The organism is Azospirillum griseum (assembly GCF_003966125.1).
GTDB lineage: Bacteria > Pseudomonadota > Alphaproteobacteria > Azospirillales > Azospirillaceae > Azospirillum > Azospirillum griseum.
This window is the reverse complement of record NZ_RXMA01000010.1, coordinates 156,558-178,904: the sequence shown is the minus strand read 5'-3', so window position 1 is coordinate 178,904 and position 22,347 is coordinate 156,558. Positions and strand designations below refer to the sequence as shown.

Sequence of the window (22,347 nt, the reverse complement as noted above, 5' to 3'; positions counted from 1 at the left end):
CAGCCAGCGCGCCCCGACGCACGGCCCCGCCATCATGCTGCGACCGGCACGGTTAGCGGAGTCCTAATACGGCGCGCGGTCACAGCGTCGGGCGCTGTTCGAACACGCCCTCCCCCGGATCCGCCGCCGCCGACACGGTGACGCCGCTGACGCGGGCGGCGGGCGGACCATCCTGGCAGGCCACCAGCATATGGTCCACCGCCGCCACCGGTCCGGCGAACAGCGCCTCGACCGTGCCGTCGGCGCGGTTGCGCACCCAGCCGGACAGGCCAAGGCTTTGGGCGGTCTCCACCGTCCAACCGCGATACCACACGCCCTGAACCGTCCCGCCGATCCGGGCCAGCACCGCCCTGCGCGCGCCGTCCACCATCCCGTCCGCCGTCCCCTTGGTCATCCCCGCCCCCACTGTGGTTCTCAGCGCCCCCGCAAGGCCCACACCGTCACGCCCACACCATCACCCCTGAGCGCGCTTGCGCTCCTCCTCGTCCAGCAGGGCCTTGCGCGAGAGTTTGCCGATCATGGTTTTCGGCAATTCGCTGCGGAATTCAACCAGCTTGGGCATTTCGATCGGCGACAGCTTGTCCTGAAGGAAGGCGATCAGCTCGTCGGCGGTCAGGCTGTGGCCGTCGTCAACGCGGACATAGGCCTTCACCGTCTGGCCGCGATACTCGTCCGGCACCCCGGCCACCACGCATTCGGCGACGGCGGGGTGCAGATAGATCGCCTCCTCCACGTTGCGGGGATACACGTTGAAGCCGCTGCACAGGATCATGTCCTTGATGCGGTCGACGATGGTGGTGAAGCCGTCCGCGTCCATCACGCCGACATCGCCGGTGTGCAGCCGCCCATCGACCAGAGTCTCCGCCGTTTCCTTCGGCTTGTTCCAATAGCCCTTCATCACCTGCGGGCCACGGATGCAGACCTCGCCCTTTTCACCGGGGGGCAGGACGCGGCGCGGTTCGTCCAGGCTGACGATCTCGATCACCGTGCCGGGCAGCGGCAGGCCGATGGATCCCTTTTTGGTCGGGTGCAGCACCGCCGGGTTGACGGTGGCGACCGGCGAGGATTCCGACAGGCCATACCCCTCCACCAAGGTGCAGCCCGTCGTCCGCTCGAACGCCTCCTTCACCTCCAGCGGCAGCGGCGCGCCGCCGGACATGCAGAAACGGATGGAGGACAGATCGAACTCCGACAGCCGCTTGTGGTGATTGATCGCGGTGTAGATGGTCGGCACGGCGGGGAACAGGGTGATCCGCTCCTTGGCCAGCGTCTCCATCACCTGATCCAGATCGAAACGCGGCAGCAGGACGATTTCCGCCCCGGTGTGCAGGCCGAAATTCATCACCGTGGTCATGGCGAAGACGTGGAACAGCGGCAGCACGCCCAGCAGCTTGTCCGGTCCGCCGGTATCGGTGGGACGGCACACCCGGGCCTGATACCACACCGCGCATTGCACGACGTTGGCGTACAGGTTGGCGTGGGTCAGCATCGCCCCCTTGGGCACGCCGGTGGTCCCGCCGGTGTATTGCAGCACCGCCACATCCTCCACCGCGTCCACCGACACCGGGGCCGGGCGTCCGTCGTTGTCGATCAGCGTGGCGAAGGGCAGATGCTGGTCGTCCTTGGGGATCGCCGCGATCTCCGCCCGCTTGGCGATGGGGAACAGCCAGTTTTTCGGGAAGGGCAGGATCTCCGCCATCTTGCAAATGACCAGACGCTTCAGCGGCGTTTGCGTCAGCATCCGCGCCATCTTGTCGTGCAGCAGCTTCAGATCCAGCGTCACCATCAGGCTGACGCCGCTGTCGGTGATCTGGTGCACCAGCTCCCGGTCGGCGTAGAGCGGGTTGAAATTCACCACCACGCCCCCGGCCTTCAGAATCCCGAAGAAGCAGATGACCGAATAGGGCGTGTTGGGCAGGAACAGCCCGACCCGCGTGCCCTTGGTCACGCCCGCCGCCTGGAAGCCGCGCGCGGCCTTGTCGACCAACTCGCCCACCTTGCGGTAGCTGTAGATCTTGCCCAGGAAGTTCAGGCAATTGCGGTCGGCGTGGCGGGCCACGGCGTCGTCGATCAGGCGGGTCAGCGGCAGCGCCGGGATCGGCATCCCCCAATCCACCCCCGCCGGGTAGGAGGCCAGCCACGGAAAAGCGGTTGCAGGGTTGGCCGTGTCGCCCATGCGTTTTCTCCCCATTGACGTGTCTTGTGCGGGCGCTCTGCGGCGTCCGTTGGGGCAATCCTATACCCTATAGGGCAGGACTGTCCCATATGACCTGCACATGGTGCGGCCAGACCGCGACTCAAGGGGAGGAAAAACACAACCCGGCATCACCGCAGGCCATCACCGCAGGCTCTGCACAGCCTCCACCGCCATCCATTCGGCGAGCGCCGGATCCTCGCTGTCGGTGAAAACCGCAACCGACAGCGGCCCGGCTTCGGGAGCACCACCACCCGGACAGTGATAGGCCGCCACGGTCAGGCCGGGACCGCCGCCGGTGTGGCCCCAGAACCCACCGCGCGCCGGATCCCGTTCCACCATCAGCCCCAGGCCATACCCCGGCTCAACCCAGGGCCGCCCGCCCATCGGGGCGTTGACCGGCGCGCCGCAGCGCATCCGTTGCGCCAGCGCGGCGGGCAGGTAAGCGGGATCGGACAGCCCATGGACGAAGCGGGCGGCGTCCCGCGCCGTCATCGCCGCCACACCGTGCGCGACCCAACCGGGATGATAGCGGTCGGCCACCGCCGCCCCGCCGTACAACGGGCTGCTCCCGAACAACAGCCCGGCCAAATCCGCGCGGTCCACCGGCACGTTGGCGGAAGTCAGGCCCAGCGGTGCGAACACCTCCTCCCGCAGCGCCAGGGCAAAGGGCAGACCGCTGGCCCGCACCAGCAGGCGGCGGACCAGCAGATAGCCGATGTTGGAATAGGCGAAACTCCCGACCGGCGGCCCGGACAGGCCACAGCGGGCCAGAAACTCCTCTTCGCTCCACGATGGATCGCCCGCCGCAACCGCTTGGTGATAATCCGCCCGCCCGCCATAATCCGGCAGCCCGGCGCGGTGTTCCAGCAGGTTCGCCACCGTCACCGCCTCATCGCGGTCAGCCAGCTCCGGCAGCCAGAAGGCCGCCGGGCCGTCGGGATCGACCATGCCCCGCGCCGCCAGCCGCAGCACCGCCGCCGCCATCAGGCTCTTGGTCAGGCTGTAAACCAACCCGCGCGCGTCCGGCGCAGGGCGGGCGTCCGCCATCCCCCGGCGAGTCAACCCGACGCTCCAACTCCACCCGTCCTGCTGAACCGACACCACCGCCACCGTTGCGGCCCGCCCAACCTCCGCCGCCCCGGTGGAGGCGGCGCTTTCGTTCAGCAACTGTTGCAACCCGTCGATCAGAAACGCCATCCGGGCCGGATCATCCAACGCGTCGGCCATCACCCACCTCTTGCCCTGCGCACCCGCGCGCGTTTTTCCATACCCGACAGAATGGGCAAATTTCGGATTGGCAACAGTGGGTGGACTCCCATTGGGGTTGGGCGCAGTGGGGAAAACGGCAACGGGGCCGGAAGGTCTCCCTTCCAGCCCCGCGCTGTGTCACCAGCCGATTCGCGATCAGTCGCGCTTGACGGTGTCGCTGTTCAACGCCGCCTGCGCCGCCGCCAGACGGGCGATCGGCACGCGGTAGGGCGAGCAGGACACGTAATCCAACCCCACCGACTCGCAGAAGGTGATGGAGGCCGGATCGCCGCCATGCTCGCCGCAGATGCCCAGCTTGATGCCGGGGCGGGTGCCACGGCCACGCTCGGCGGCGATGGCGATCAGTTCGCCCACGCCGGTGGTGTCGAGCGTCTGGAACGGGTCATGCTCGAAAATGCCCTGGCGCTGGTATTCCGGCAGGAAATTGCCGACGTCGTCGCGCGACAGGCCGAAGGTGGTCTGGGTCAGGTCGTTGGTGCCGAAGGAGAAGAACTCCGCCGACTGGGCGATGTCCGCCGCGCGCAGCGCCGCGCGCGGCAGCTCGATCATGGTCCCGACCAGATACTCGAAGCTCTGCCCGGTGGCGGCCATCACCTCCTTGGCGACGCGGTCGACCACCGCCTTCAGGATGTCCAGCTCCTTCTTGGTGCCGACCAGCGGGATCATCACCTCCGGCGTCACCGTGGTCCCGCTGGTCTTGGAGACCTCGGCGGCGGCGGCGAAGATGGCGCGGGCCTGCATCTCGTAGATTTCCGGGTAGGAAATGCCCAGACGGCAACCGCGATGCCCCAGCATCGGGTTGGCTTCGTGCAGTTGCGTCACGCGGTGGCGCACCCGCAGCGGGTCGGCCCCGGTGGCCTTGGCGACCTCCGCCATGTCGGCGTCGGTGTTGGGCAGGAACTCGTGCAGCGGCGGATCCAGCAGGCGGATCGTCACCGGCAGCCCGGCCATGATGGTGAAGAGATCGACGAAATCCTGCTTCTGGAACGGCTCCAGCTTGGCCAGCGCGGTGCGGCGGCCCTCTTCGCTTTCCGCCAGGATCATTTCGCGCACGGCCAGGATGCGGGCCGGGTCGAAGAACATGTGCTCGGTGCGGCACAGGCCGATGCCTTCCGCCCCGAACTTGCGCGCCGTGCGGGCGTCCAGCGGGGTTTCGGCGTTGGTGCGGATCTTCATGCGGCGGATGCCGTCGGCCCAGCCCATCAGGGTGGCGAAATCGCCCGACAATTCCGGCTGGATGGTCGGAACCTCGCCCAGCATGACCTCGCCGGTCGACCCGTCGATGGTGACGATGTCGCCTTCCTTGATGGTGACGCCGCGCACCGACATCTGCTTGGTCTTGTAATCGATGCGCAGTTCACCGGCCCCCGACACGCAGGCACGGCCCATGCCGCGCGCCACGACCGCCGCGTGGCTGGTCATGCCGCCCCGGCTGGTCAGGATGCCGCGCGCCGCGTGCATGCCGTGGATGTCCTCCGGCGAGGTTTCGATGCGGCAGAGGATGACCGAATCGCCGACACCGGCCATCTGCTCGGCCTCGTCGGCGTTGAACACCACCTTGCCCGACGCCGCCCCCGGCGAGGCGGGCAGGCCCTTGGCGATCACCTTGCGGTCGGCCTTGGGGTCGAGCGTGGGGTGGAGCAACTGGTCGAGCGAGGCCGGATCGATGCGCTTGACCGCCTCGTTCCGATCAATCACGCCCTCGTTGGCGAGATCGACGGCGATCTTCAGCGCCGCAGGCGCGGTGCGCTTGCCGTTGCGGGTTTGCAGCATGAACAGCTTGTTCTGCTGCACCGTGAATTCGATGTCCTGCATGTCGCGGTAATGCAGTTCCAGCTTGAGGCGCACCTCGTTGAGCTGGTTGAACACGTCCGGCATCACCTCCTCCATGGCGGGGAGGTCGGACTTGTTGGCGATCTTGCCCGCGATGGTCAAATGCTGGGGCGTGCGGATGCCGGCCACCACGTCTTCGCCCTGGGCGTTGACCAGATATTCGCCGTAGAAGGCGTTTTCACCGGTGGACGGGTTGCGGGTGAAGGCGACGCCGGTGGCGCAATCCTCGCCCATGTTGCCGAACACCATGCACTGCACGTTGACGGCGGTCCCCCAATCGGCGGGGATGTCGTGCAGCTTGCGGTAGGTGATGGCCCGCGCGTTCATCCAGGAGCCGAAGACGGCCCCGATGGCCCCCCACAGCTGTTCCTGAACGTCCTGCGGGAAGGGGGTGCCAAGCTCGCGCTCGACCGCCTTCTTGTAATCCTCGATCACGGCCTGCCAGTCGGCGGCGCTCAGATCGGTGTCGAGGCTGTAATTCTTGTCGCGCTTGTGACCATCGAGGATGTCCTCGAAATGGTGATGATCCACGTCGAGCACGACGTTGGAGTACATCTGGATGAAGCGGCGGTAGCTGTCATAGGCGAAACGCGCGTCGCCCGACCGCAGGGCCAGACCGCGCGCCGTCGCGTCGTTGAGGCCGAGGTTGAGGACCGTGTCCATCATGCCCGGCATCGAGGCCCGCGCGCCCGACCGGACGGAGACCAGCAGCGGGTTCGCCGGATCGCCGAAATTGGCCCCCATCGCCGTTTCCAGACGGGCGACGGCGGCGGCGACCTGGGTTTTCAGCTCCGGCGGGTAAGCCCGGCCGTTGGCGTAAAAATAGGTGCACAGCTCGGTCGTGATGGTGAAGCCGGGGGGAACCGGCAGGCCCAGATTGGCCATTTCGGCCAGATTGGCACCCTTGCCGCCCAGCAGGTTCTTCATCTCGGCCCGCCCTTCGGTGGCACCGCCGCCGAAGCTGTAGACCCACTTGCTCTCGCCCTGGCCCATAGCAAACATCCTCGCTCGCCCAATGGTCACTCGGAGCCGGTCCCGCGTGGTCATCGCCGCCGCGTGGTCAAGACCTTTGACCGGCAACCCGCTGGAGCGACCTTCTAGCGTTCCGGGCGTGGGGATACAAGCGCGGCGGCGCACCATTCCCCGCCACCCCCCATCCCCCATGCGTAGGGTGTCTGCCGCGAACGGACGGCCAAAACGGCGTCCATCCGGTGGAAAAAACGATCAGACCGCGTCCGCCGCCTCGGCCAGCCCAAGGAAGGCGGGCAGCTCGTGCGTGATGACAAAGGTCGGAATCGGATCGAGAAACGCCCGCATCCGCCCCTTGTCGAGGAAACGGTCGCGGAAGCTGGAGCGGTCGAACAGCGCCCCCAACCGGGGCACGATGCCACCGGCGATGTACACGCCGCCGCGCGCGCCCAACGTCAGCGCCAGATTGCCCGCCACCGTGCCGAGCATGCCGCAGAACATCGCCACCGCTTCCACACAAAGCGGATCTTCGCCCGCCAGCGCCGACTCGGTGATCGCCGCCGGGGTCAACGCCGCCGCGCCGCCATCCAGTTCGCTGAGCGCGCTGTGCAGATTGACCAACCCCGGCCCCGACAGCACGCGTTCCGCCGACGCGTGGCCAAAGCGCCCGCGCAGCACCTCCAGCACGGCGGCTTCGCGCGGATCGGTTGCGGCCATGGTGACGTGACCGCCCTCCCCGGCCAGCGCCGACCAGCGCCCGTCCGCGCCCGCGACCAGCCCCGAGACGCCCAGCCCGCTGCCCGGCCCGAGAACGGCGACGACGCCCCCAGGCTTGACCTCCCCCCCGCCGACGGCGCGGCGGTCGGTGCGGGCCAGACGCGGGACCGACAGCGCCACGGCGGTGAAATCATTGATGACGGCCAGACCGTCCAGCCCCAGCCCGTCGCGCACGCGGCTGATGGAGAATTCCCAGACCAGATTGGTCATCGCGACATGATCGGACGTGACCGGCCCGGCCACCGCGAAGGCCCCCCGGCGCGGGCGGCCCGGCGCGCCGACCTCCGCCAACCCCACCGCCGCCAGATAGGTGCGGGCGGCGTCCTCCAGCGACGGATGATCCGCGCAGCGCAAAATCCGCACCTCGCGGATGTCGCGCCCGTCGATCAGGCCGAAACGGGCGTTGGTGCCGCCGATGTCGGCGACGAGGATCGGGGCTGCGGCGTGGTTCGTCATGGATCCGGTGCGCGGTTGCTAAGAGGAAGACGCCCGCCACAGGCGCGCGGCGGTCGGCCGACAAATCTGGCACGCCCCTTCCCGCTTGGCGACGGGATTTTCACGCTGCGGCGCAGCAAAAAACCGTCCGTCAGCGCGGTTCCAGCCGGTCGCCGGGCAAGGCCCCCAGCGTCTGCACCAGTTCACCCATGTGGCGGGCCAGCACATCCAGGAAGGGCAGACGGGTCAGGGCGGTTTCGTCCATGTAGAGATCGCGGGCGATTTCGATTTGCAGGGCGTGGATGCCCTGGCGCGGACGCCCGTAATGGCGGGTGGTGTAGCCGCCGGCGTAGGGGTTGTTGCGGTTCACCCGATAGCCCAGCCCGGTCAGGAAGGCGTCGGCGGCGTCGATCACCGCCGGGGCGCAGGCGTTGCCGTAGCAATCGCCCAGCACGATGTCGGGCCGGTTGCGCCCCCGCTCAGCCGCCCGCTCGCCCCCCGGCGCGGTCCCCGACACAGCGACCGGCGACGGCATCGAATGGCAATCGATCAGCAGGGCGTGGCCGAAGGCGGCACGGGTGTCGTCCACCAGACGGCGCAACGCGTCGTGGTAGGGGGCGTGGCAGGCGTTGATCCGGGCCTGGGCCTCGGCAAAGCGCAGGCGGCGCTTGTAGATGTCCTCGCCGTTCGCCACCACCCGCGCGATGGTCCCCAACCCGGCGGCCACGCGCGGAGAGCGCGTGTTGACGTAGGCGGGCAGCGGATCGATGAACATGTCGGCGTCGAGTTCATAGGCCTCGCGGTTGGCGTCCAGATAGGCGCGCGGGAACAGGGCGCGCAGCAGCGGCACCCCCAGCGCCGGGGCAAAGGCAAAAATCTCGTCGACGAAGCAATCCTCCGACTTGCGCAGCGCGCGGGCGTCGAGCCGGGCGGCGGCGAGGAAATCGTCGGGGTAGTGGTTGCCGCTGTGGGGCGAGGCCAGCACGAGCGGGTGACTCTGGCGCTCCGGGGCCAGAATCTCATAGGCCGGGACCGGTCCGGCGGCGGTGGCGTTCTCTGCGTTCATAATGGGTTCTGATGTAATGGAGGCGGCGCGCCCTGTCACGATCCCGCCCCATCGCCGCCGCCCTTCCATGGAAAAAATCTCCCGACGCGCCAAAGCCCCCAACAAAAGGCTTGCCACGCCCAGCGGATGCGGGTAGAAACCCGCCCACGCCGAACGGGGCGCTGGCAACCGCCACGCACCGCAACAGCGTATCGGATGGGCGCGTAGCTCAGCGGGAGAGCACTACGTTGACATCGTAGGGGTCACTGGTTCGATCCCAGTCGTGCCCACCATCCACAAGGTCAACCGCTCCGTCGGATGGCTTTGAGAGTTCGGAGACGGATCGTCTCCCATTGCGCGGGTGTAGCTCAGTTGGTTAGAGCGCCGGCCTGTCACGCCGGAGGCCGCGGGTTCAAGTCCCGTCACTCGCGCCACCATGGTCTCGTAGCTCAGCGGGAGAGCACTACGTTGACATCGTAGGGGTCACTGGTTCAATCCCAGTCGGGACCACCATGCACGAGGCTCCAAGGGCACCCCCTTGGAGCCTCGAACCTTTTCGGGCCTCTTTTCGGACGTCGTTGCCGGTCCACCCGCCCCATCCGCAGGCCGGACCCGTCGGGACATCCCCCAACCGGCCCGGCCGCATTCGAAAACCGCCCAATCAGAAACCGTCCCGCACCACCACGAAGTCGCGGTCGTGGTTCAAGGCCGGAACCATGCGGCGGGCTTCCTCCACCCGCGCCATGTCGAGATCGGCGGTGATGACGCCCACCCCCTCGCCCGCGTCGGCCAGCACCTCGCCCCACGGCGCGATGATCAGGGAATGGCCGTAGGTCTGCCGCCCCTCGTCGTGCGTGCCGGTCTGGGCCGGAGCCACCACGAAACAGCCGGTTTCGATGGCGCGCGCCCGCAACAGCGTGTGCCAGTGCGCCCGCCCGGTCGGGACCGTGAAGGCCGCCGGGGCGGTGATGATCGACGCCCCCGCCTTCGCCAACGCCCGATGCAGGTAAGGAAAGCGCACGTCGTAGCAAATCGTCATCCCCACCCCGCCCCAGGGCGTGGCGGCGACGACCGCGCGTTCGCCCGGCCGGAAGGTCGCCGATTCGCGGTAGCTCTCGCCGTCCTTCAAATCCACGTCGAACATGTGGATCTTGTCGTAATGGCTGACGGCCTGCCCTTGCGGGTTGAACAGATAGCTGCGGTTGGCGACCCGCTGGTCGTCCTGCAACACACCCAGCGTGCCCGCCAGAATCCACGCCCCGGTTTCCCGCGCCAGATCGGCGAAGAAGGGGATGCCGGGGTGTTCCGCCTCGGTCTTCACCCGCGCCATCGTCTTGGCCCGGCCCTGGACGATCCAGCCGACATTCTCCGGCAGGGTGATGAACTCCGCCCCGGCGTCGCGCGCCCGGCGGACCAGATCGCCCGCCACGTCCAGGTTCGGTTGCAGTTCGGTTCCCGCGCTGACCTGGACGCAGGCCGCCTTGACCACCGCGCTCACGCCGCCACCCCCAGCAGACCGTCCAGCTTGCCCTGGCGGTCCAGATCGTGGATGTCGTCGCTGCCGCCATAGGCTTGGCCATCGATGAAGATCTGCGGCACGGTGGTGCGGCCCCCGGCGCGGTTCACCATCTCGTCGCGGCGGTTCGGTTGCTCGTACAGGTCGATTTCCTGATAGGTCACGCCCTTGCTCTGCAGCAACCGCTTGGCGCGCGAGCAGTAGGGGCAAAAGGGGGTGGTGTAGATGACAACCTCGGCCATGCGCGGCTCCTGGGCTAACGGTTGCAACGGGCCATCCATCGGATTTGGGCGTTGAACCGGACGGGACACAGTTTGGAAGGATTGTAAAAGAACCGCCGGACCGACGCCAGCGGCCGCTCCCGGCGGGCTGCCATGCCGCCGCCGCCCCTTCACTCCGGAACCACGCGCGCCAGGGTCAGCGCCTCCACCCGGGCCGCTCCGGCCTGGGTCAGCACGCGGGCGCATTCGGCCACCGTCGCCCCGGTGGTCAGCACATCGTCGATCACCACCACCCGCTGGCCCGCCACCGACACCCCGGGGCGCAGGCGGAACGCGCCCTTGACGTTGCGCTGCCGCTCCTGGCGGCCCAAACCGCCCTGGGTCGGGGTGGCGCGGTGGCGGAGCAGCGCGTCGGGGATCACCGCCACCCCGGCCTGTCGGCCCAAGGATTGGGCCAGCAAGGCCGCCTGGTTGTAGCGGCGGCGGAACAGGCGCAGGCGGTGCAACGGCACCGGGACCAGCAGATCGGCGTCGGCCAGCAACTCCCGCCCGGCGCGGGCCAGCCACGCGGCGTAGGCCCCGGCGGCGTGGATGCGGTCGCCGTGCTTGAAGCTCAACACCAGCGGGCGGCTGCCATCGTCATAGGCCAACACGGCGCGGGCGCGGGAAAAGGGCGGCGGCGCGGCCAGACAGGCCCCGCAGATCACATCGCCCTGCGCCTCATACTCGAAGGGCAGGCCGCAGACCGCGCAGAAGGGCGGCGCGATGAAGGTCAGCCCGCCCCAGCAGGCCGCGCACAAGCCACCCTGCCGGTCCACGGCCACACCGCAGGACAGGCAGCGCGGCGGCAACAGCGCGTCCAGCAGCGCCGACGCGGCGGCCCTGGTGACGCGGGACATCCGGCGGACGGCGGTCATCCTCCCGGCCCCCGCCTATTGCAGCATGGCGATTCGTTCAAAGATCACGAGCGTGTAATCGCGCAGCGCGATGAAGATGGCCGGGCCGGTGACGAACAGGATGGCCAGCGTGGCGAAGATCTTCAGATCCTGTTGGATCGAAGATTCGTTGATGTTCGTGACCGACTGGAAAATCGTCAGCCCCGCCGCCAGCGCGGTGGTGATCGCCAGGGTGGGAAAGGTGATCTTGATGATGACGATCAACGCCTCATACGTCACGCCGATGGCTTCCTCGATGCCCATGCGAACCCCGTCCTTCGCGCCCGACCGTCTGCGCCATGACCCTAGCACATCCACCGGACCCTGCCGACGCTTGAGAGCGCAAGCGGCTGCGCTATAGTGCCGGGCATGACGACCACCGACCGCATGACCGTGTTCGACCGCGCGCTTGTCCGCCGCCACCGCGAACGCGCCGTCCCCAACTTTGCCAACCATTCCTTCCTGTTCGACGAGATTGCCGAGCGACTCGCCGACCGGTTGGAGGATGTGCTCCGCCCCTTCCCGTTGGCGCTGGACGTGGGCTGCCACGACGGGGCGATGGGCCGGGCGCTGGCCGGGCGCAAGGGCATCGAACGGCTGATCGCCTGCGATCTGGCCCCCGGCTTCGCCCGCGCGGCCCAGGGGGTTGCGGCGGACGAGGAGTTTCTGCCCTTCGCCCCGCACAGCTTCGATCTGGTGGTCAGCAACCTCAGCCTGCATTGGGTCAATGATCTGCCGGGCGCGCTGCTGCAAATCCGCCAATGCCTGAAGCCCGATGGCTTCTTCTGCGGGGCCATGCTGGGCGGCAACACGCTGATCGAGCTGCGGCAATGCCTGTATGAGGCCGAATTGGAGATCGCGGGCGGCGTGTCGCCGCGCGTGTCGCCCTTTGCCGAGATTCGCGATGCCGGCGGCCTGCTGCAGCGCGCCGGATTCGCCCTGCCGGTGGTGGACAGCGACACGCTGACCGTCACCTATTCCGACGCCTTCGCCCTGATGCGCGAGCTGCGCGGCATGGCCGAAACCAACGCCGTGTTGGCCCGCCGCAAGGTTCCGGCCACCCGCGCCATGCTGTTCGACGCCGCCCGCCGCTACGCCGAGCAGCACGCCGAGCCGGACGGGCGCATCCCCGTGACCTTCGACGTGCTGTATCTGGCGGGCTGGTCGCCGCACGAAAGCCAACAGCAGCCGCTGAAGCCGGGCAGCGGGGCGATCCCGCTCGGTCAGGCACTGAACAGCAACACACCGGAATCGTAACGGTCGCTGAGGCTGCTGGCGCGCGCGGGCGGTCAGGCCACCAGCTTCCACGCCATCCAGCCCAGCACGCCCGCGTTGACCAGCATGATCGCCGGGGCGACGCGGGCGGCCATGGTCCGCCACGTCCGCCCGGCGAGATGCCCGGCCAAACCGACGGCCAGCAGCCCTGGAGCCGTTCCGGTGGCAAAACAGACCATGCCCAGAGCGCCACTCAGCGCGCTGCCGCTGGCCGCCGCCACCGCGACCGCGCCATACAGCAGGCCGCAGGGGATGAAGCCCAGGGCCAGACCCAGCCCATAGCCGCGCCAGCCCACCGGGTTGCCGAACAGCGGCCGGGCCAGACCGGACACGCGGTCGCTCCACCAGCGCCCACCGCCACCCCAACGCGGCAGAAACACCAGCGCGCTTTTCGTTGCGTATCCGAAAAAAAACAGGGACGCAAAACACAACAAGGCCACTGACAGCCAGCGCAGACCGGGCAGCGCCCCGACATGCCCGGCCACCGTCGCCGCCACCGCGCCGATCACCGCATAGGTTGTTGCACGACCGAAATGATACGGCAGGACCGCCGCCCCGCTCAGGCGGCTGAACTCCGACATGCGCGCGGCGGGGACCTGTTCCAGCCGGGCCGACACCTGGGCCAGCACAAAGGGGCCGCACATGCCGGTGCAATGGCTGACCCCGCCGACCAGCCCCGCCGTCAGCAGGGCCAGAAACAGCCCGCCGTCCCGGTCAATGACCAGGGCGCACTGGTTGAGGCCATCGTGCAGCAGCGACAGGGCGTCCAAGGGGCGTTCTCCGGTGGGCGGACGCCGTCCCGCCTTCGGGACCGACGTCGGGCAAGGCCGAACATGGCACGCGGCGCGTACACCCGGCCATGACGTGCGTCAACCCGTCAGCGCCTCAACCCGTCAGGACAAGGCCGCTCACCGTCGGTGCGGCGGGCGGAAGGCCACGCGGCGGCGGCGGATCGCCGAGAAACCACCACAGCCCCAAACCGATCAGCAGCAGCTTGACCAACAGGAACAGGGCGACGTGGCGGGCGAGCGGGTTGCGGAGCATGATCGTCCGAACGGATGCGGGTTGCGGCGAAGGGCAAGGCCAAACTGGCAAAGAGCCGGATCTTTTCGCTAGTATCGCCCCACCCCCCGATCAAGGCCAGACGGTTGACCACCCGATGGCCGGATCACCCCGTCGTCGTGACCCCGGCCCGCACCCGCGCCGGACTGCAGAGGAAAAGGACCCCCACCATGAAGCGGCTGTTGCTCGCCAGCGTTGTCGCCCTGGGGATGAGCGCCCCGGCGCACGCCCAGATCAGCCTGTTCCAGGACAGCGGCCTGTCCGGGGCGGTGTCCAAGGGGGACATCGCCGGTCTGAAATCCCAGTTGCTGAAGGGGGAGAACGCCAACCAGACCGACGTTCACGGCAAGACGGTGCTGATGTCCGCCATCAGCCAATCCAACCCGACCATGGTGTCGCTTCTGCTCGATGGCGGGGCCAGCGCCAACCGCGCCGACAAGGCGGGCAACACCCCGCTGCTGCTGGCGGTGGAGGCCGGCAACGCCGAGATCGTCGACATCCTGTTGAAGAAGGGGGCCAAGGTCGATCAGGACAACCGCGAAGGGGTGACGCCGCTGATGGCCGCCGCGCGGACCGGTCGGGCCGACCTCGTCGAACGGCTGTTGAAGGGCGGGGCCAAGGTGGACCGCGCCGATTTCACCGGGCGCACCGCGCTGAATTGGGCGCAGGACGGGCGCAACGCCCGCGTAACCACTCTGTTGCGCCAAGCGGGCGCGCGCTGATCCCCATTTCGGACAGACCTTTCAGACAGGCGGCGTGGCGATGGGCGGTCTTCCCCTTGGCGGTCCGGGACCGCTGTTGATCCTGCTGCTGGCGTTGGTGATCGACGCCACCTTTGGCGATTGGCTGGACCGGCTCCTGCCCGACCCGGCCCAACTCGCCAAACGCTTCTGCAACGCCGCCGACGCCCGCCTGAACCGGACGGAGCGCAGTCCAACCGACCGGTTGCTGCGCGGCGCGCTGGTGGTGGGCGCGCTGGTGGTGATCGCCGGGGCGACCGGGCTGTTGATCGCCTGGATCGGCGGCCATGGGCGCGGCTGGCTGCTGGAATTGCTGGCCGTGCTGTGCGGCCTGCGCGGGCGGGCGGCCTGGACCCGCATCCGCGCGGTGCGCCGGGCGCTGGACAGCGGCGGGGCGGTGGCCGGGCAGGCCGCGATCCAACCCCTGACCCGCCGCCACGCCTATGGGCTGGACGAGCATGGCGTCGCCCGCGCCGCCGTGGAGGCCACCGCCCGCGCCTTTGCCCGCAAGCTGGTCGCCCCCGTCTTCGCCTACGCCCTTCTGGGGCTGCCCGGCCTGCTGGTGTGGACGGCGGTGGACGGGGCCGACGCCGCGCTGGGCAGCCCCGGCGTGCGCCATGAACGCTTCGGCCTGACCGCCGCGACGCTGGACGACGCGTTGAACGCCCTGCCCGCCCGCCTCGCGGCGCTGCTGCTGGCGCTGGGCGCGCCCTTCATCGGGGCCGCCAGCCTGCGCGGGGCGGTGCGGACGATGGCGCGCGACGCCCGCAAACACCCCTCGCTCAACATGGGCTGGCCGATCGGGGCCATGGCCGGGGCGCTCGGCCTGTCGCTGGGCGGCCCCCACCGCGACGGCGGCGTCGTCATCACCGAGGCGTGGATCGGCGACGGCCGCGCCCGCGCCACCGCCTCCGACATCGGCCGCGCCCTGGCCCTGTTCGCCGTCGGCGGGCTGCTGCTGGCCGGGCTGGTCGCGCTGCTGATGACCGGCCTCGCCTCCCTCTGATCCTCCCTCTCTCTGATCCTCCCTCGCCCGGTCATCCCCTCACGCGCGGAGCCGCAGCCCCGACGGTGATAAGATTTCCGCATGCCGCCATAAGGGCCGGGCATGAACCGGCGGCCATCTCACCCCCGACGGCGCGGCGCTTTTGGCCGCGCGAGGGGGATTCGCCCCGCCCCATCGCCCGCAAGACGACGCCCGCGTTCCCCCGCCGACGCATGGCACGCCTGACCGTGACGCGGGTTTGTCGGCGTCGCGAACTGTGGGTATGATCGGCATCAACGTTTAACAAATCGAACACCCAGCGCCCCATCCGGGCGTCGCAACGGGGGTTCATCCCGCACGGAGCAGGAAGGACAGCATGAGCGCGATCGGCAATTCGGCGGCGAGCCGGGACAAGGCTTTCATCCTCCACCCCTACACCAACCTGCACGCCCACGAGACGCAAGGCCCGCTCATCATCGAACGCGGCGAGGGCGTGCGCGTCTTCGACGACAGCGGCAAGGCCTACATCGAAGGCATGGCAAGCCTGTGGTGCGTGTCGCTGGGCTGGGGCGAGGAGCGGTTGGTCCAGGCGGCGGCCAAGCAGATGCGCACCCTGTCCAGCTACCACATCTTCGGCCACAAATCGCACGAACCCGGCATCGATCTGGCGGAAAAGCTGATCGAACTGGCCCCGGTGCCGATGTCCAAGGTCTTCTTCGCCAATTCGGGATCGGAAGCCAACGACACCGCCGTCAAGCTGATCTGGTACTACAACAACGCCCTTGGCCGCCCGGAAAAGAAAAAGATCCTGGCCCGCGTGCGCGGTTATCACGGGGTGACGGTGGCCACCGCCAGCCTGACCGGCCTGCCGAACAACCACCGCGATTTCGATCTGCCGATCGCCCGCATCTCCCACGCCGATTGCCCGCACCATTACCGCAACGCCCAGCCGGGCGAGAGCGAGGAGGCGTTCGCCACCCGTCTGGCCGACCAGCTTGAGGCGCAGATCCTGGCCGAAGGGCCGGAGACGGTCGCCGCGATGTTCTGCGAACCGGTGATGGGGGCTGGCGGCGTCGTGGTTCCACCCGCCACCTATTACGAGAAGATTCAGGCGGTCCTGAAAAAGTATGACGTGCTTCTGGTCGCCGACGAGGTGATCTGCGGCTTTGGCCGCACCGGCCATTTCTGGGGCAGCCAGACGATGGGCATGCAGCCCGACATCCTGACCTGCGCCAAGCAATTGTCCTCGGGCTATCTGCCGATTTCGGCGGTGATGGTGTCGGACGCGATCTATCGCGCCTGCGTGGACGAGAGCAAGAAGATCGGCACCTTCGGCCATGGCTACACCTACTCCGCCCACCCGGTGGCGGCGGCGGTGGCGCTGGAAACCCTGGCGATCTACGAGGAACGCGGCGTTCTCAACCATGTCCGCGACGTCGCCCCGCTGTTCCAGCGCCGCCTGCGCGCGCTGGCCGACCACCCGCTGGTCGGCGAGGCCCGTGGCGTCGGCCTGATCGGCGCGCTGGAACTGGTGGCCGACAAGACCAGCAAGACCCCGTTCGATCCGGTGGGCCGCGCCGGGGCGGTGGTCAATGGCCTGACCCAGGACAACGGCCTGATCGTCCGCGCCATGGGCGATTCCATCGCGCTCTGCCCGCCGCTGGTGATCGGCGAGGCCGACCTGAACGAGCTGTTCGACCGCCTGACCACGGCGCTCGACGCCGCGATCCCGGTCCTGCGCGGGTGAGGATGATGAGGGGGCGGGGAAGCTCGCCCCCTCAACCGGCGGCGCGCCCCTTTGGCTCCGGTTGGAGCGGCACCCTAAAAAACATGCAAGCCCAGATGCTCCCGCATCGGCTCAAAATCCCGATCCGCGTGCAGCAGGACATGCCCGCCGGTGATGCAGAATGTGCCGATCATCATGTCGATGGTTTTGCGAACCGTAATCCCCTTGGCTCGCAAAGCGCGGTCGTTGGCCGCCACCAGGGGGGCCAGCGCGGGCGTCAGCATCGCCTCGACGGCATGAACGCGCAGGATCTGCTCGACGCGCGCAGCCTCCGCCTCGTCGCGCACGCCTTGCAGCACCTCCAACAACACGACATCGCCCACCAGAATCAGGCCACGCCCGATCAGAGACCGTAATTTTACGGTCTGCAACGTTTCACGACGACGAAAGAAATCCACCCAGACGCTGGTGTCGACGACGATCACGCCGCGTCCCCGCGCCCCAAGCGGCTTTCCGCCAGATCCCCTTGCCAATCGACGGTGCCGAACAGGCTCAAGGTGCGTTCCTCCTGCTTGAATCGAATCAGGCGACGCAAGGCTTCTTCCACAACGGCCTTTTTCGTAACCAGACCGGTGACGGCCATCGCCTCGGCGATCAAGCTGTCCTCAATGTCGATGTTGGTGCGCACGGCACCCTCCGTGTGTATGAATTGCTCTTTTTATACACCCAACCCGCACGCGCCGAAAGCGCCCGCGCGGCAGACCCGCCGCAACCGCAAGGGACAGAGCCACCCGCCGCGTGCGAAGGTGCCGTCCGGGTTGGCTTGATGCGCATCAATGCCGGATGGCGCTTTGCCGTCAAAGATGCGATCTTCCCGATGCGAGGGGTGTACGAACGGTGACACCGCCCGGCCCCGCGCATCACACCCGGTGTGGATGACCGCGAACGGACCCGCGCGATGGATTACGAAAGCTTTTTCCGCAGCCAGATCGCCAGCCTGAAACAGGATGGCCGCTATCGCTTTTTCGCCGATCTGGCGCGGCACGCCGGGAATTTCCCGACGGCGACCTACCGCGACTCCCAGGACCGCGAAAAGCAGGTGACGGTCTGGTGCTCCAACGACTATTTGGGCATGGGTCAGCACCCCGCCGTGCTGAAGGCGATGCACGACGCGTTGGACGAGGTGGGGGCCGGGGCCGGTGGCACGCGCAACATCTCCGGCACCAACCGCTATCATGTGCTGCTGGAACGCGAACTGGCCGATCTGCACGGCAAGGACGCCGCCCTGCTCTTCACCTCCGGCTATGTGTCGAACGACGCAACGCTGACCACGCTGGGCAAAATCCTGCCCAATTGCGTGATCCTGTCGGACGCGCTGAACCACAACTCCATGATCACCGGCATCCGCAATTCCGGGGCCGAAAAGCACGTCTTCCGCCACAACGACCCCAAGCATCTGGACGAGCTGCTGTCCGGCATCGCCCCGGACCGGCCCAAGCTGGTGGCGTTCGAAAGCGTCTATTCGATGGACGGCGACATCGCCCCCATCCATGACCTGTGCGACGTGGCCGACAAGCACGGCGCGATGACCTACCTGGACGAGGTGCACGCGGTCGGCATGTACGGGCCGCGCGGCGGCGGGGTGGCCGAACGCGACGGCGCGATGGACCGCATCACCGTGATCGAAGCGACGCTGGGCAAGGCGTTCGGCGTCCAGGGCGGCTACATCACCGGCTCGGCGGCGCTGATCGATTGCGTGCGCAGCTTTGCCGCCGGGTTCATCTTCTCCACCTCGATGGCCCCGGTCATCGCGGCGGGGGCGTTGGCCAGCATCCGCCATCTGAAATCCAGCCAGACCGAACGCGCCCAGCACCAGGAGCGCGCGGCCAAGCTGAAGCGGCTGTTCGCCGACGCCGGTCTGCCGGTCATGCCGTCGGTCAGCCACATCGTGCCGGTGATGGTCGGCGACGCCCACCGCTGCAAGCGCGCGTCGGACGAGCTGATGGACCGCCACGGCATCTATGTGCAGCCGATCAACTACCCGACCGTGCCGCGCGGGGCCGAACGGCTGCGCTTCACCCCGACGCCGCTGCACAGCGACGCCGAGATGGACCGGCTGGTCGCTGCCCTGCTCGACGTGTGGAGCCGCCTGGATCTGCGTCTGGCCGCATAAGGATCGGCACCCTCCTTTTCGGCGGCGCGTGGGTCGTGCGTGCGTCGGACCTTTTGTCCACTGGACAGACGGTCGGGCGACGCCTATGTTCAGGAACGGATTGCGAGCCGCTCGCAATCCGTTCCGTGCTTTTGGGCCAGCCGGATCCATCTCAACGCCACGCCCAGGGGGTCGCCATGTACCGTGACAACTCGCTGATGCCGAAAGAGGCGGTGCGCCTCGTCGTCCTGGGCACGCTGATCCAGGACGGGCCGTTGCGCTACGCCGAGCTTGCCGGATCGGTGCGCCATTTCCTCGACCGCATCGTCGGTCCGTCGCTGGACCTGATGGGCACGTCGCTGGAGATGCTGCGCTACGAAGGGCTGATCGAGGCGCTGGACGGCAGCGGGATGGAGGACAACGCCCTGCTCGGCCCGACCAAGGCCGGACAGGCGGAGTTCGACACGCTGATCCGCGCCAACGTCCGCGCGCCATCCGCCGACGGCATCAACAAGCTGGTCATCGCGCTGAAGCTGCGTTTCCTGCATCTGCTGGACATCGATTCGCAACGCGAGCAGATCGACAACCTCGCCGCGCTCTGCGAAACCGAGCTGGTGCGGCTGGGCGACCTGCGGCGGGTGACGGGCGGCGACACCGGACATTTCGCCGCCTGGCTCGACCACGACATCGCCCAAGCCGAAGAGCGTGTGGCGTGGCTGCAAGGGTTGCTGGCCCGGCTGTAACCCCACCAGCACGCAGAATCCTCATCACAGGGCGCGGCCTTTTCACCGGGGGCCGCGCCATCGTCTGTTTTGCCCCCGGATTTTCGTGTAGCCTAGCGCACCTGTCTTCGACCGCTCTCAAACAGCCGGAATGCTTCTCCATGGCCTCGATCCTGACGACCGACGATCTTGAAGACCGCTTGCGCATGGAGTTTGTGGACGACGCGCGCGATCGTCTGGAGGTGATGAACAACGCGCTCGCCGGTCGGGCCGAAGGCACGCGCAGCGACGCCGAAACCATCGGCGTGCTGCGGCTGGAGGCCCACAATTTCAAGGGCATGGGGACCAGCTTCGGCTATCCCACCGTCAGCCTGATCGCCCACCGGATGGAGGATTACCTCAGCGGTCTGAAGCAGTTGGAGGCCAAGCAGCTGTCCGACGCGCAGATCTTCATCGACCGCATCGCCGAGTTGGTGGATCGCGCCGAACAGCCGCTGTTGGCCGAAACCAACCGCATCATCCGCGCCCTGCCGGTCCGTTACGAATTCCAGGTGACGGACGTCGAGGTCCGCAACGTTGAAATCATGCTGGTGACGCCGTCCAAGGTGATCGCGAAGAAGCTGGGCGGTGAGCTGGCCGCCTGCGGCTTCCGCACCATGACCGTCACCGACCCCATCGAATCGATCAGTTTGGCCGTGCGCGTTCCGCCCGATCTGGTGATCGCGTCGATGGTGATGGATGGCCTGTCGGGTCTGGATCTGATTCGTGGCCTGCGGGCGATGAGCGTGACCCAGAATGTGCCGATGGCGCTGCTGACCTCGCTCAACCTCGACAACCCGGCGCTGAAGGAAATTCCTTACGGCGTGTCGGTCATCCGGGTGGGCGAGCATTTCGGCGATGATTTCGCCGCCGTCGTCGCCAAATACAATCTGGGCTGATCCGCTCCGGCCACGACACGGAAGGCCGCCCGCGTCAGTCCAGGCGCAGCGGCCCCGTGTCCGCCCCCGGTCGAACCGCGCACAACCGTTGCACGACGGCCGCCTTCGGTGCGGCGATCTCCCCCTGTTCGAACGCCACGACCGAGAGACGCCCGCGCGCGACCTCCAGCAACTCCCCGTCCCGCAACAGGAAGGCGGGGGAGGAGGGGCGGCCAAAGCGGGCGTTGCCGACGGCGAAGGTTTCGTAAATCAGCACCCCGTCCGGGGCCAGCGCGTCCAGCAGCGCGGGAAACAACGGGCGGTGCAGGTAGTTGGTGACGACGATCCCGTCAAAGCGCCGCGCCTCCAACCCTGGCAATTCCAGGGCATCACCCGCGTCGTCCCCCGCCTCCAGATCGGCCTGAACCAGCGTCACCCCATCGGCCCCGGCCAGATCGGCCACCCCGGACAGGTCGCGGTCCAGCCCAACCACCGGGTGGCGGCGCTGGTGGAACAACCGCAGATGCCGCCCCGATCCACAGGCCAGATCCAGCACGGTCCCGCCCGCCCGAACCAGCGGCGCGAAGCGCGCCACCCACGGGGACACAGGGGACAGGCTGGAATGGGGCGCGGGCGGCTGGGCGGTCACGGCGGCGTGTCCTGAACGGGGAGGTGCACAAAACCCGGTGCGGGGGTTTGACGCGGACGGCCCGCGCGTGCTGAATTAAGACCGATGCCGAGTCGCACCGCAAGCCCGCGCCACCACCGCCCGGGTTCGATCACCGACTCGGCCCCACCCGCTTCACGCTGCCGCTTTCGCTGGGGTTTTCCGGGGACATGATCCTCTTCGCCTTGAAATGCTCGTCCGACCATCGGTTCGAAGGATGGTTCCGCAACGGCGCTGCCTATGAGGAGCAGGCCGCCGCCCACATGATCGCCTGCCCGGTCTGCGGCGACAGCGCGATCACCAAGGCCCCGATGGCCCCGCGCATCGCCAAGGGCGTGGCCCGCGCCGTGGACCGCGCCAACGCAACCGCCGAGTCGCAGCAGGCGGACAGCCCGCCACAACCCGCCGCCGCTCCGGCCGTCCCCACGCCGCCCGCCCTGCCCGCCCTGCCCGCCAACCCGGCGGACGTCGTGGCGTCCCTGCCGCCGACCGTCAGCGACCGCCAGCGCGAGGCGGTGGCCGAGGTGATGCGCCAGTTGGCGGAGGTCCGCCGCACGGTGGAAAGCAGCTGCGACTATGTCGGCAACCAGTTCGCCGAGGAGGCCCGCCGCATCCATTACGGCGAGGCCGACCCGCGCGGCATCTATGGCGAGGCGTCCGCCGAAGAGGTGGAGGAGTTGAACGAGGAGGGTGTGACATTTCACCGCATCCCCTGGCTGCCGCGCACGGATTCCTGACCGCGCGACGGTTGATTCCGCCAGAAACCATTGGGAAAACGGACAATTTGCAAGGCGTGGCCAGCCCGGCCACGCCTTTTTCGCGCGCGCGCCCCGGCCACTAGGGGTTCCCCCGCCCCGACCATGGTCGGGGGTGCACCCAACAGTGATCTGTATCAAACAATTGG

At 68.2% G+C, this 22,347-nt stretch carries 23 protein-coding genes and 3 tRNA genes; 11 read left to right on the top strand and 15 right to left on the bottom strand.

Annotated elements, in window-relative coordinates; translation table 11 throughout:
• Window positions 1–79: 79 nt before the first annotated feature.
• The 6 genes from EJ903_RS12930 to EJ903_RS12905 all read right to left on the bottom strand — a co-directional run bounded on the left by EJ903_RS12930 (window position 80) and on the right by EJ903_RS12905 (window position 8,546).
• On the bottom strand, window positions 80–394 hold the full coding sequence (locus tag EJ903_RS12930) for an acylphosphatase (RefSeq protein ID WP_246015519.1): 315 nt from the start codon (window positions 392–394) through the stop codon (window positions 80–82).
• 60 nt (window positions 395–454) lie between these two features.
• Complete coding sequence (locus EJ903_RS12925) at window positions 455–2,176, bottom strand: long-chain-fatty-acid--CoA ligase (RefSeq protein WP_126615812.1); 1,722 nt, start codon at window positions 2,174–2,176, stop codon at window positions 455–457.
• A gap of 162 nt (window positions 2,177–2,338) precedes the next feature.
• On the bottom strand, window positions 2,339–3,424 hold the full coding sequence (locus tag EJ903_RS12920; RefSeq protein WP_126615810.1) for a serine hydrolase domain-containing protein: 1,086 nt from the start codon (window positions 3,422–3,424) through the stop codon (window positions 2,339–2,341).
• Between the two features lie 177 nt (window positions 3,425–3,601).
• A complete protein-coding gene (gene ppdK, locus EJ903_RS12915; RefSeq protein WP_126615808.1) occupies window positions 3,602–6,292 on the bottom strand; it encodes a pyruvate, phosphate dikinase in 2,691 nt (896 codons plus the stop codon).
• A gap of 231 nt (window positions 6,293–6,523) precedes the next feature.
• On the bottom strand, window positions 6,524–7,501 hold the full coding sequence (locus EJ903_RS12910) for a glucokinase (RefSeq protein ID WP_126615806.1): 978 nt from the start codon (window positions 7,499–7,501) through the stop codon (window positions 6,524–6,526).
• Window positions 7,502–7,631: 130 nt separating this feature from the next.
• Complete coding sequence (locus EJ903_RS12905) at window positions 7,632–8,546, bottom strand: N-formylglutamate amidohydrolase (protein WP_126615804.1); 915 nt, start codon at window positions 8,544–8,546, stop codon at window positions 7,632–7,634.
• 197 nt (window positions 8,547–8,743) lie between these two features.
• Here EJ903_RS12905 and EJ903_RS12900 point away from each other — a divergent pair.
• The 3 genes from EJ903_RS12900 to EJ903_RS12890 all read left to right on the top strand — a co-directional run bounded on the left by EJ903_RS12900 (window position 8,744) and on the right by EJ903_RS12890 (window position 9,038).
• Window positions 8,744–8,818: transfer RNA gene (locus EJ903_RS12900), tRNA-Val, on the top strand.
• A gap of 64 nt (window positions 8,819–8,882) precedes the next feature.
• Window positions 8,883–8,959: transfer RNA gene (locus EJ903_RS12895), tRNA-Asp, on the top strand.
• 4 nt (window positions 8,960–8,963) lie between these two features.
• Window positions 8,964–9,038, top strand: a tRNA-Val gene (locus EJ903_RS12890).
• A 148-nt stretch (window positions 9,039–9,186) separates the two neighbouring features.
• Here EJ903_RS12890 and EJ903_RS12885 read toward each other — a convergent pair.
• The 4 genes from EJ903_RS12885 to EJ903_RS12870 form a co-directional block, all read right to left on the bottom strand.
• Entirely contained in the window at window positions 9,187–10,023 is an 837-nt protein-coding gene (locus tag EJ903_RS12885; protein WP_126615802.1) for a carbon-nitrogen hydrolase family protein, read from the bottom strand.
• Window positions 10,020–10,283 carry a glutaredoxin 3 gene (gene grxC, locus EJ903_RS12880; RefSeq protein ID WP_126615799.1) on the bottom strand — a complete coding sequence of 88 codons (264 nt, stop codon included), beginning with the start codon at window positions 10,281–10,283 and terminating at the stop codon, window positions 10,020–10,022. The genes EJ903_RS12885 and grxC overlap by 4 nt, the downstream gene beginning before the upstream one ends.
• A 149-nt stretch (window positions 10,284–10,432) precedes the next feature.
• Window positions 10,433–11,179, bottom strand: a complete 747-nt coding sequence (locus tag EJ903_RS12875; protein WP_126615797.1) for a ComF family protein — start codon at window positions 11,177–11,179, stop codon at window positions 10,433–10,435.
• 15 nt (window positions 11,180–11,194) lie between these two features.
• Window positions 11,195–11,461 (bottom strand): flagellar biosynthetic protein FliQ, encoded by a 267-nt coding sequence (locus tag EJ903_RS12870; protein ID WP_126615795.1) that lies wholly within the window; start codon window positions 11,459–11,461, stop codon window positions 11,195–11,197.
• Window positions 11,462–11,566: 105 nt separating this feature from the next.
• Between EJ903_RS12870 and EJ903_RS12865 the strand changes: the two genes are divergently transcribed.
• Window positions 11,567–12,454: a methyltransferase domain-containing protein gene (locus EJ903_RS12865; RefSeq protein ID WP_126615793.1), complete on the top strand. Its 888-nt coding sequence runs from the start codon at window positions 11,567–11,569 to the stop codon at window positions 12,452–12,454.
• A gap of 32 nt (window positions 12,455–12,486) precedes the next feature.
• Here the strand turns inward: EJ903_RS12865 and EJ903_RS12860 are convergent, their stop codons facing one another.
• Together EJ903_RS12860 and EJ903_RS27255 are read right to left on the bottom strand one after the other, a co-directional pair.
• On the bottom strand, window positions 12,487–13,242 hold the full coding sequence (locus tag EJ903_RS12860; protein ID WP_174237294.1) for a sulfite exporter TauE/SafE family protein: 756 nt from the start codon (window positions 13,240–13,242) through the stop codon (window positions 12,487–12,489).
• A gap of 115 nt (window positions 13,243–13,357) precedes the next feature.
• Window positions 13,358–13,516 carry a hypothetical protein gene (locus EJ903_RS27255; protein ID WP_174237293.1) on the bottom strand — a complete coding sequence of 53 codons (159 nt, stop codon included), beginning with the start codon at window positions 13,514–13,516 and terminating at the stop codon, window positions 13,358–13,360.
• 188 nt (window positions 13,517–13,704) lie between these two features.
• Between EJ903_RS27255 and EJ903_RS12855 the strand changes: the two genes are divergently transcribed.
• The 3 genes from EJ903_RS12855 (at window position 13,705) to EJ903_RS12845 (ending at window position 17,006) form a co-directional block, all read left to right on the top strand.
• Window positions 13,705–14,256: an ankyrin repeat domain-containing protein gene (locus EJ903_RS12855; RefSeq protein ID WP_126615791.1), complete on the top strand. Its 552-nt coding sequence runs from the start codon at window positions 13,705–13,707 to the stop codon at window positions 14,254–14,256.
• Window positions 14,257–14,296: 40 nt separating this feature from the next.
• A complete protein-coding gene (locus tag EJ903_RS12850; protein WP_126615789.1) occupies window positions 14,297–15,280 on the top strand; it encodes a CobD/CbiB family cobalamin biosynthesis protein in 984 nt (327 codons plus the stop codon).
• A gap of 355 nt (window positions 15,281–15,635) precedes the next feature.
• Window positions 15,636–17,006: an aspartate aminotransferase family protein gene (locus EJ903_RS12845; RefSeq protein ID WP_126615787.1), complete on the top strand. Its 1,371-nt coding sequence runs from the start codon at window positions 15,636–15,638 to the stop codon at window positions 17,004–17,006.
• 74 nt (window positions 17,007–17,080) lie between these two features.
• On the opposite strand, the gene vapC is transcribed toward EJ903_RS12845, so the two are convergent.
• Complete coding sequence (vapC, locus tag EJ903_RS12840) at window positions 17,081–17,470, bottom strand: type II toxin-antitoxin system VapC family toxin (protein ID WP_126615785.1); 390 nt, start codon at window positions 17,468–17,470, stop codon at window positions 17,081–17,083.
• Window positions 17,467–17,673: a type II toxin-antitoxin system VapB family antitoxin gene (locus EJ903_RS12835; protein ID WP_126615783.1), complete on the bottom strand. Its 207-nt coding sequence runs from the start codon at window positions 17,671–17,673 to the stop codon at window positions 17,467–17,469. The genes vapC and EJ903_RS12835 overlap by 4 nt, the downstream gene beginning before the upstream one ends.
• Before the next feature lie 270 nt (window positions 17,674–17,943).
• Here EJ903_RS12835 and hemA point away from each other — a divergent pair, with 270 nt between their 5' ends.
• The 3 genes from hemA to EJ903_RS12820 all read left to right on the top strand — a co-directional run bounded on the left by hemA (window position 17,944) and on the right by EJ903_RS12820 (window position 20,797).
• On the top strand, window positions 17,944–19,158 hold the full coding sequence (gene hemA, locus EJ903_RS12830) for a 5-aminolevulinate synthase (protein WP_126615781.1): 1,215 nt from the start codon (window positions 17,944–17,946) through the stop codon (window positions 19,156–19,158).
• A 176-nt stretch (window positions 19,159–19,334) separates the two neighbouring features.
• On the top strand, window positions 19,335–19,880 hold the full coding sequence (locus tag EJ903_RS12825) for a hypothetical protein (protein ID WP_126615779.1): 546 nt from the start codon (window positions 19,335–19,337) through the stop codon (window positions 19,878–19,880).
• A 140-nt stretch (window positions 19,881–20,020) separates the two neighbouring features.
• On the top strand, window positions 20,021–20,797 hold the full coding sequence (locus tag EJ903_RS12820) for an Hpt domain-containing protein (protein WP_126615777.1): 777 nt from the start codon (window positions 20,021–20,023) through the stop codon (window positions 20,795–20,797).
• 34 nt (window positions 20,798–20,831) lie between these two features.
• Here the strand turns inward: EJ903_RS12820 and EJ903_RS12815 are convergent, their stop codons facing one another.
• Window positions 20,832–21,425, bottom strand: coding sequence for a class I SAM-dependent methyltransferase (locus EJ903_RS12815; RefSeq protein WP_126615775.1), 594 nt, complete (start codon window positions 21,423–21,425; stop codon window positions 20,832–20,834).
• A gap of 188 nt (window positions 21,426–21,613) precedes the next feature.
• Here EJ903_RS12815 and EJ903_RS12810 point away from each other — a divergent pair, with 188 nt between their 5' ends.
• Entirely contained in the window at window positions 21,614–22,180 is a 567-nt protein-coding gene (locus tag EJ903_RS12810) for a DUF1178 family protein (protein WP_126615773.1), read from the top strand.
• Window positions 22,181–22,347: the final 167 nt, after the last annotated feature.

Bases quoted from the DNA above. Each gene is read 5' to 3' on its own strand.
- EJ903_RS12930 (WP_246015519.1), bottom strand. From the start codon at position 394: ATGACCAAGGGGACGGCGGACGGGATGGTGGACGGCGCGCGCAGGGCG.
- EJ903_RS12925 (WP_126615812.1), bottom strand. From the start codon at position 2,176: ATGGGCGACACGGCCAACCCTGCAACCGCTTTTCCGTGGCTGGCCTCC.
- EJ903_RS12920 (WP_126615810.1), bottom strand. From the start codon at position 3,424: ATGGCCGACGCGTTGGATGATCCGGCCCGGATGGCGTTTCTGATCGAC.
- ppdK (WP_126615808.1), bottom strand. From the start codon at position 6,292: ATGGGCCAGGGCGAGAGCAAGTGGGTCTACAGCTTCGGCGGCGGTGCC.
- EJ903_RS12910 (WP_126615806.1), bottom strand. From the start codon at position 7,501: ATGACGAACCACGCCGCAGCCCCGATCCTCGTCGCCGACATCGGCGGC.
- EJ903_RS12905 (WP_126615804.1), bottom strand. From the start codon at position 8,546: ATGAACGCAGAGAACGCCACCGCCGCCGGACCGGTCCCGGCCTATGAG.
- grxC (WP_126615799.1), bottom strand. From the start codon at position 10,283: ATGGCCGAGGTTGTCATCTACACCACCCCCTTTTGCCCCTACTGCTCG.
- EJ903_RS12875 (WP_126615797.1), bottom strand. From the start codon at position 11,179: ATGACCGCCGTCCGCCGGATGTCCCGCGTCACCAGGGCCGCCGCGTCG.
- EJ903_RS12870 (WP_126615795.1), bottom strand. From the start codon at position 11,461: ATGGGCATCGAGGAAGCCATCGGCGTGACGTATGAGGCGTTGATCGTC.
- EJ903_RS12865 (WP_126615793.1), top strand. From the start codon at position 11,567: ATGACGACCACCGACCGCATGACCGTGTTCGACCGCGCGCTTGTCCGC.
- EJ903_RS27255 (WP_174237293.1), bottom strand. From the start codon at position 13,516: ATGCTCCGCAACCCGCTCGCCCGCCACGTCGCCCTGTTCCTGTTGGTC.
- EJ903_RS12855 (WP_126615791.1), top strand. From the start codon at position 13,705: ATGAAGCGGCTGTTGCTCGCCAGCGTTGTCGCCCTGGGGATGAGCGCC.
- EJ903_RS12850 (WP_126615789.1), top strand. From the start codon at position 14,297: ATGGGCGGTCTTCCCCTTGGCGGTCCGGGACCGCTGTTGATCCTGCTG.
- EJ903_RS12845 (WP_126615787.1), top strand. From the start codon at position 15,636: ATGAGCGCGATCGGCAATTCGGCGGCGAGCCGGGACAAGGCTTTCATC.
- hemA (WP_126615781.1), top strand. From the start codon at position 17,944: ATGGATTACGAAAGCTTTTTCCGCAGCCAGATCGCCAGCCTGAAACAG.
- EJ903_RS12825 (WP_126615779.1), top strand. From the start codon at position 19,335: ATGTACCGTGACAACTCGCTGATGCCGAAAGAGGCGGTGCGCCTCGTC.
- EJ903_RS12820 (WP_126615777.1), top strand. From the start codon at position 20,021: ATGGCCTCGATCCTGACGACCGACGATCTTGAAGACCGCTTGCGCATG.
- EJ903_RS12810 (WP_126615773.1), top strand. From the start codon at position 21,614: ATGATCCTCTTCGCCTTGAAATGCTCGTCCGACCATCGGTTCGAAGGA.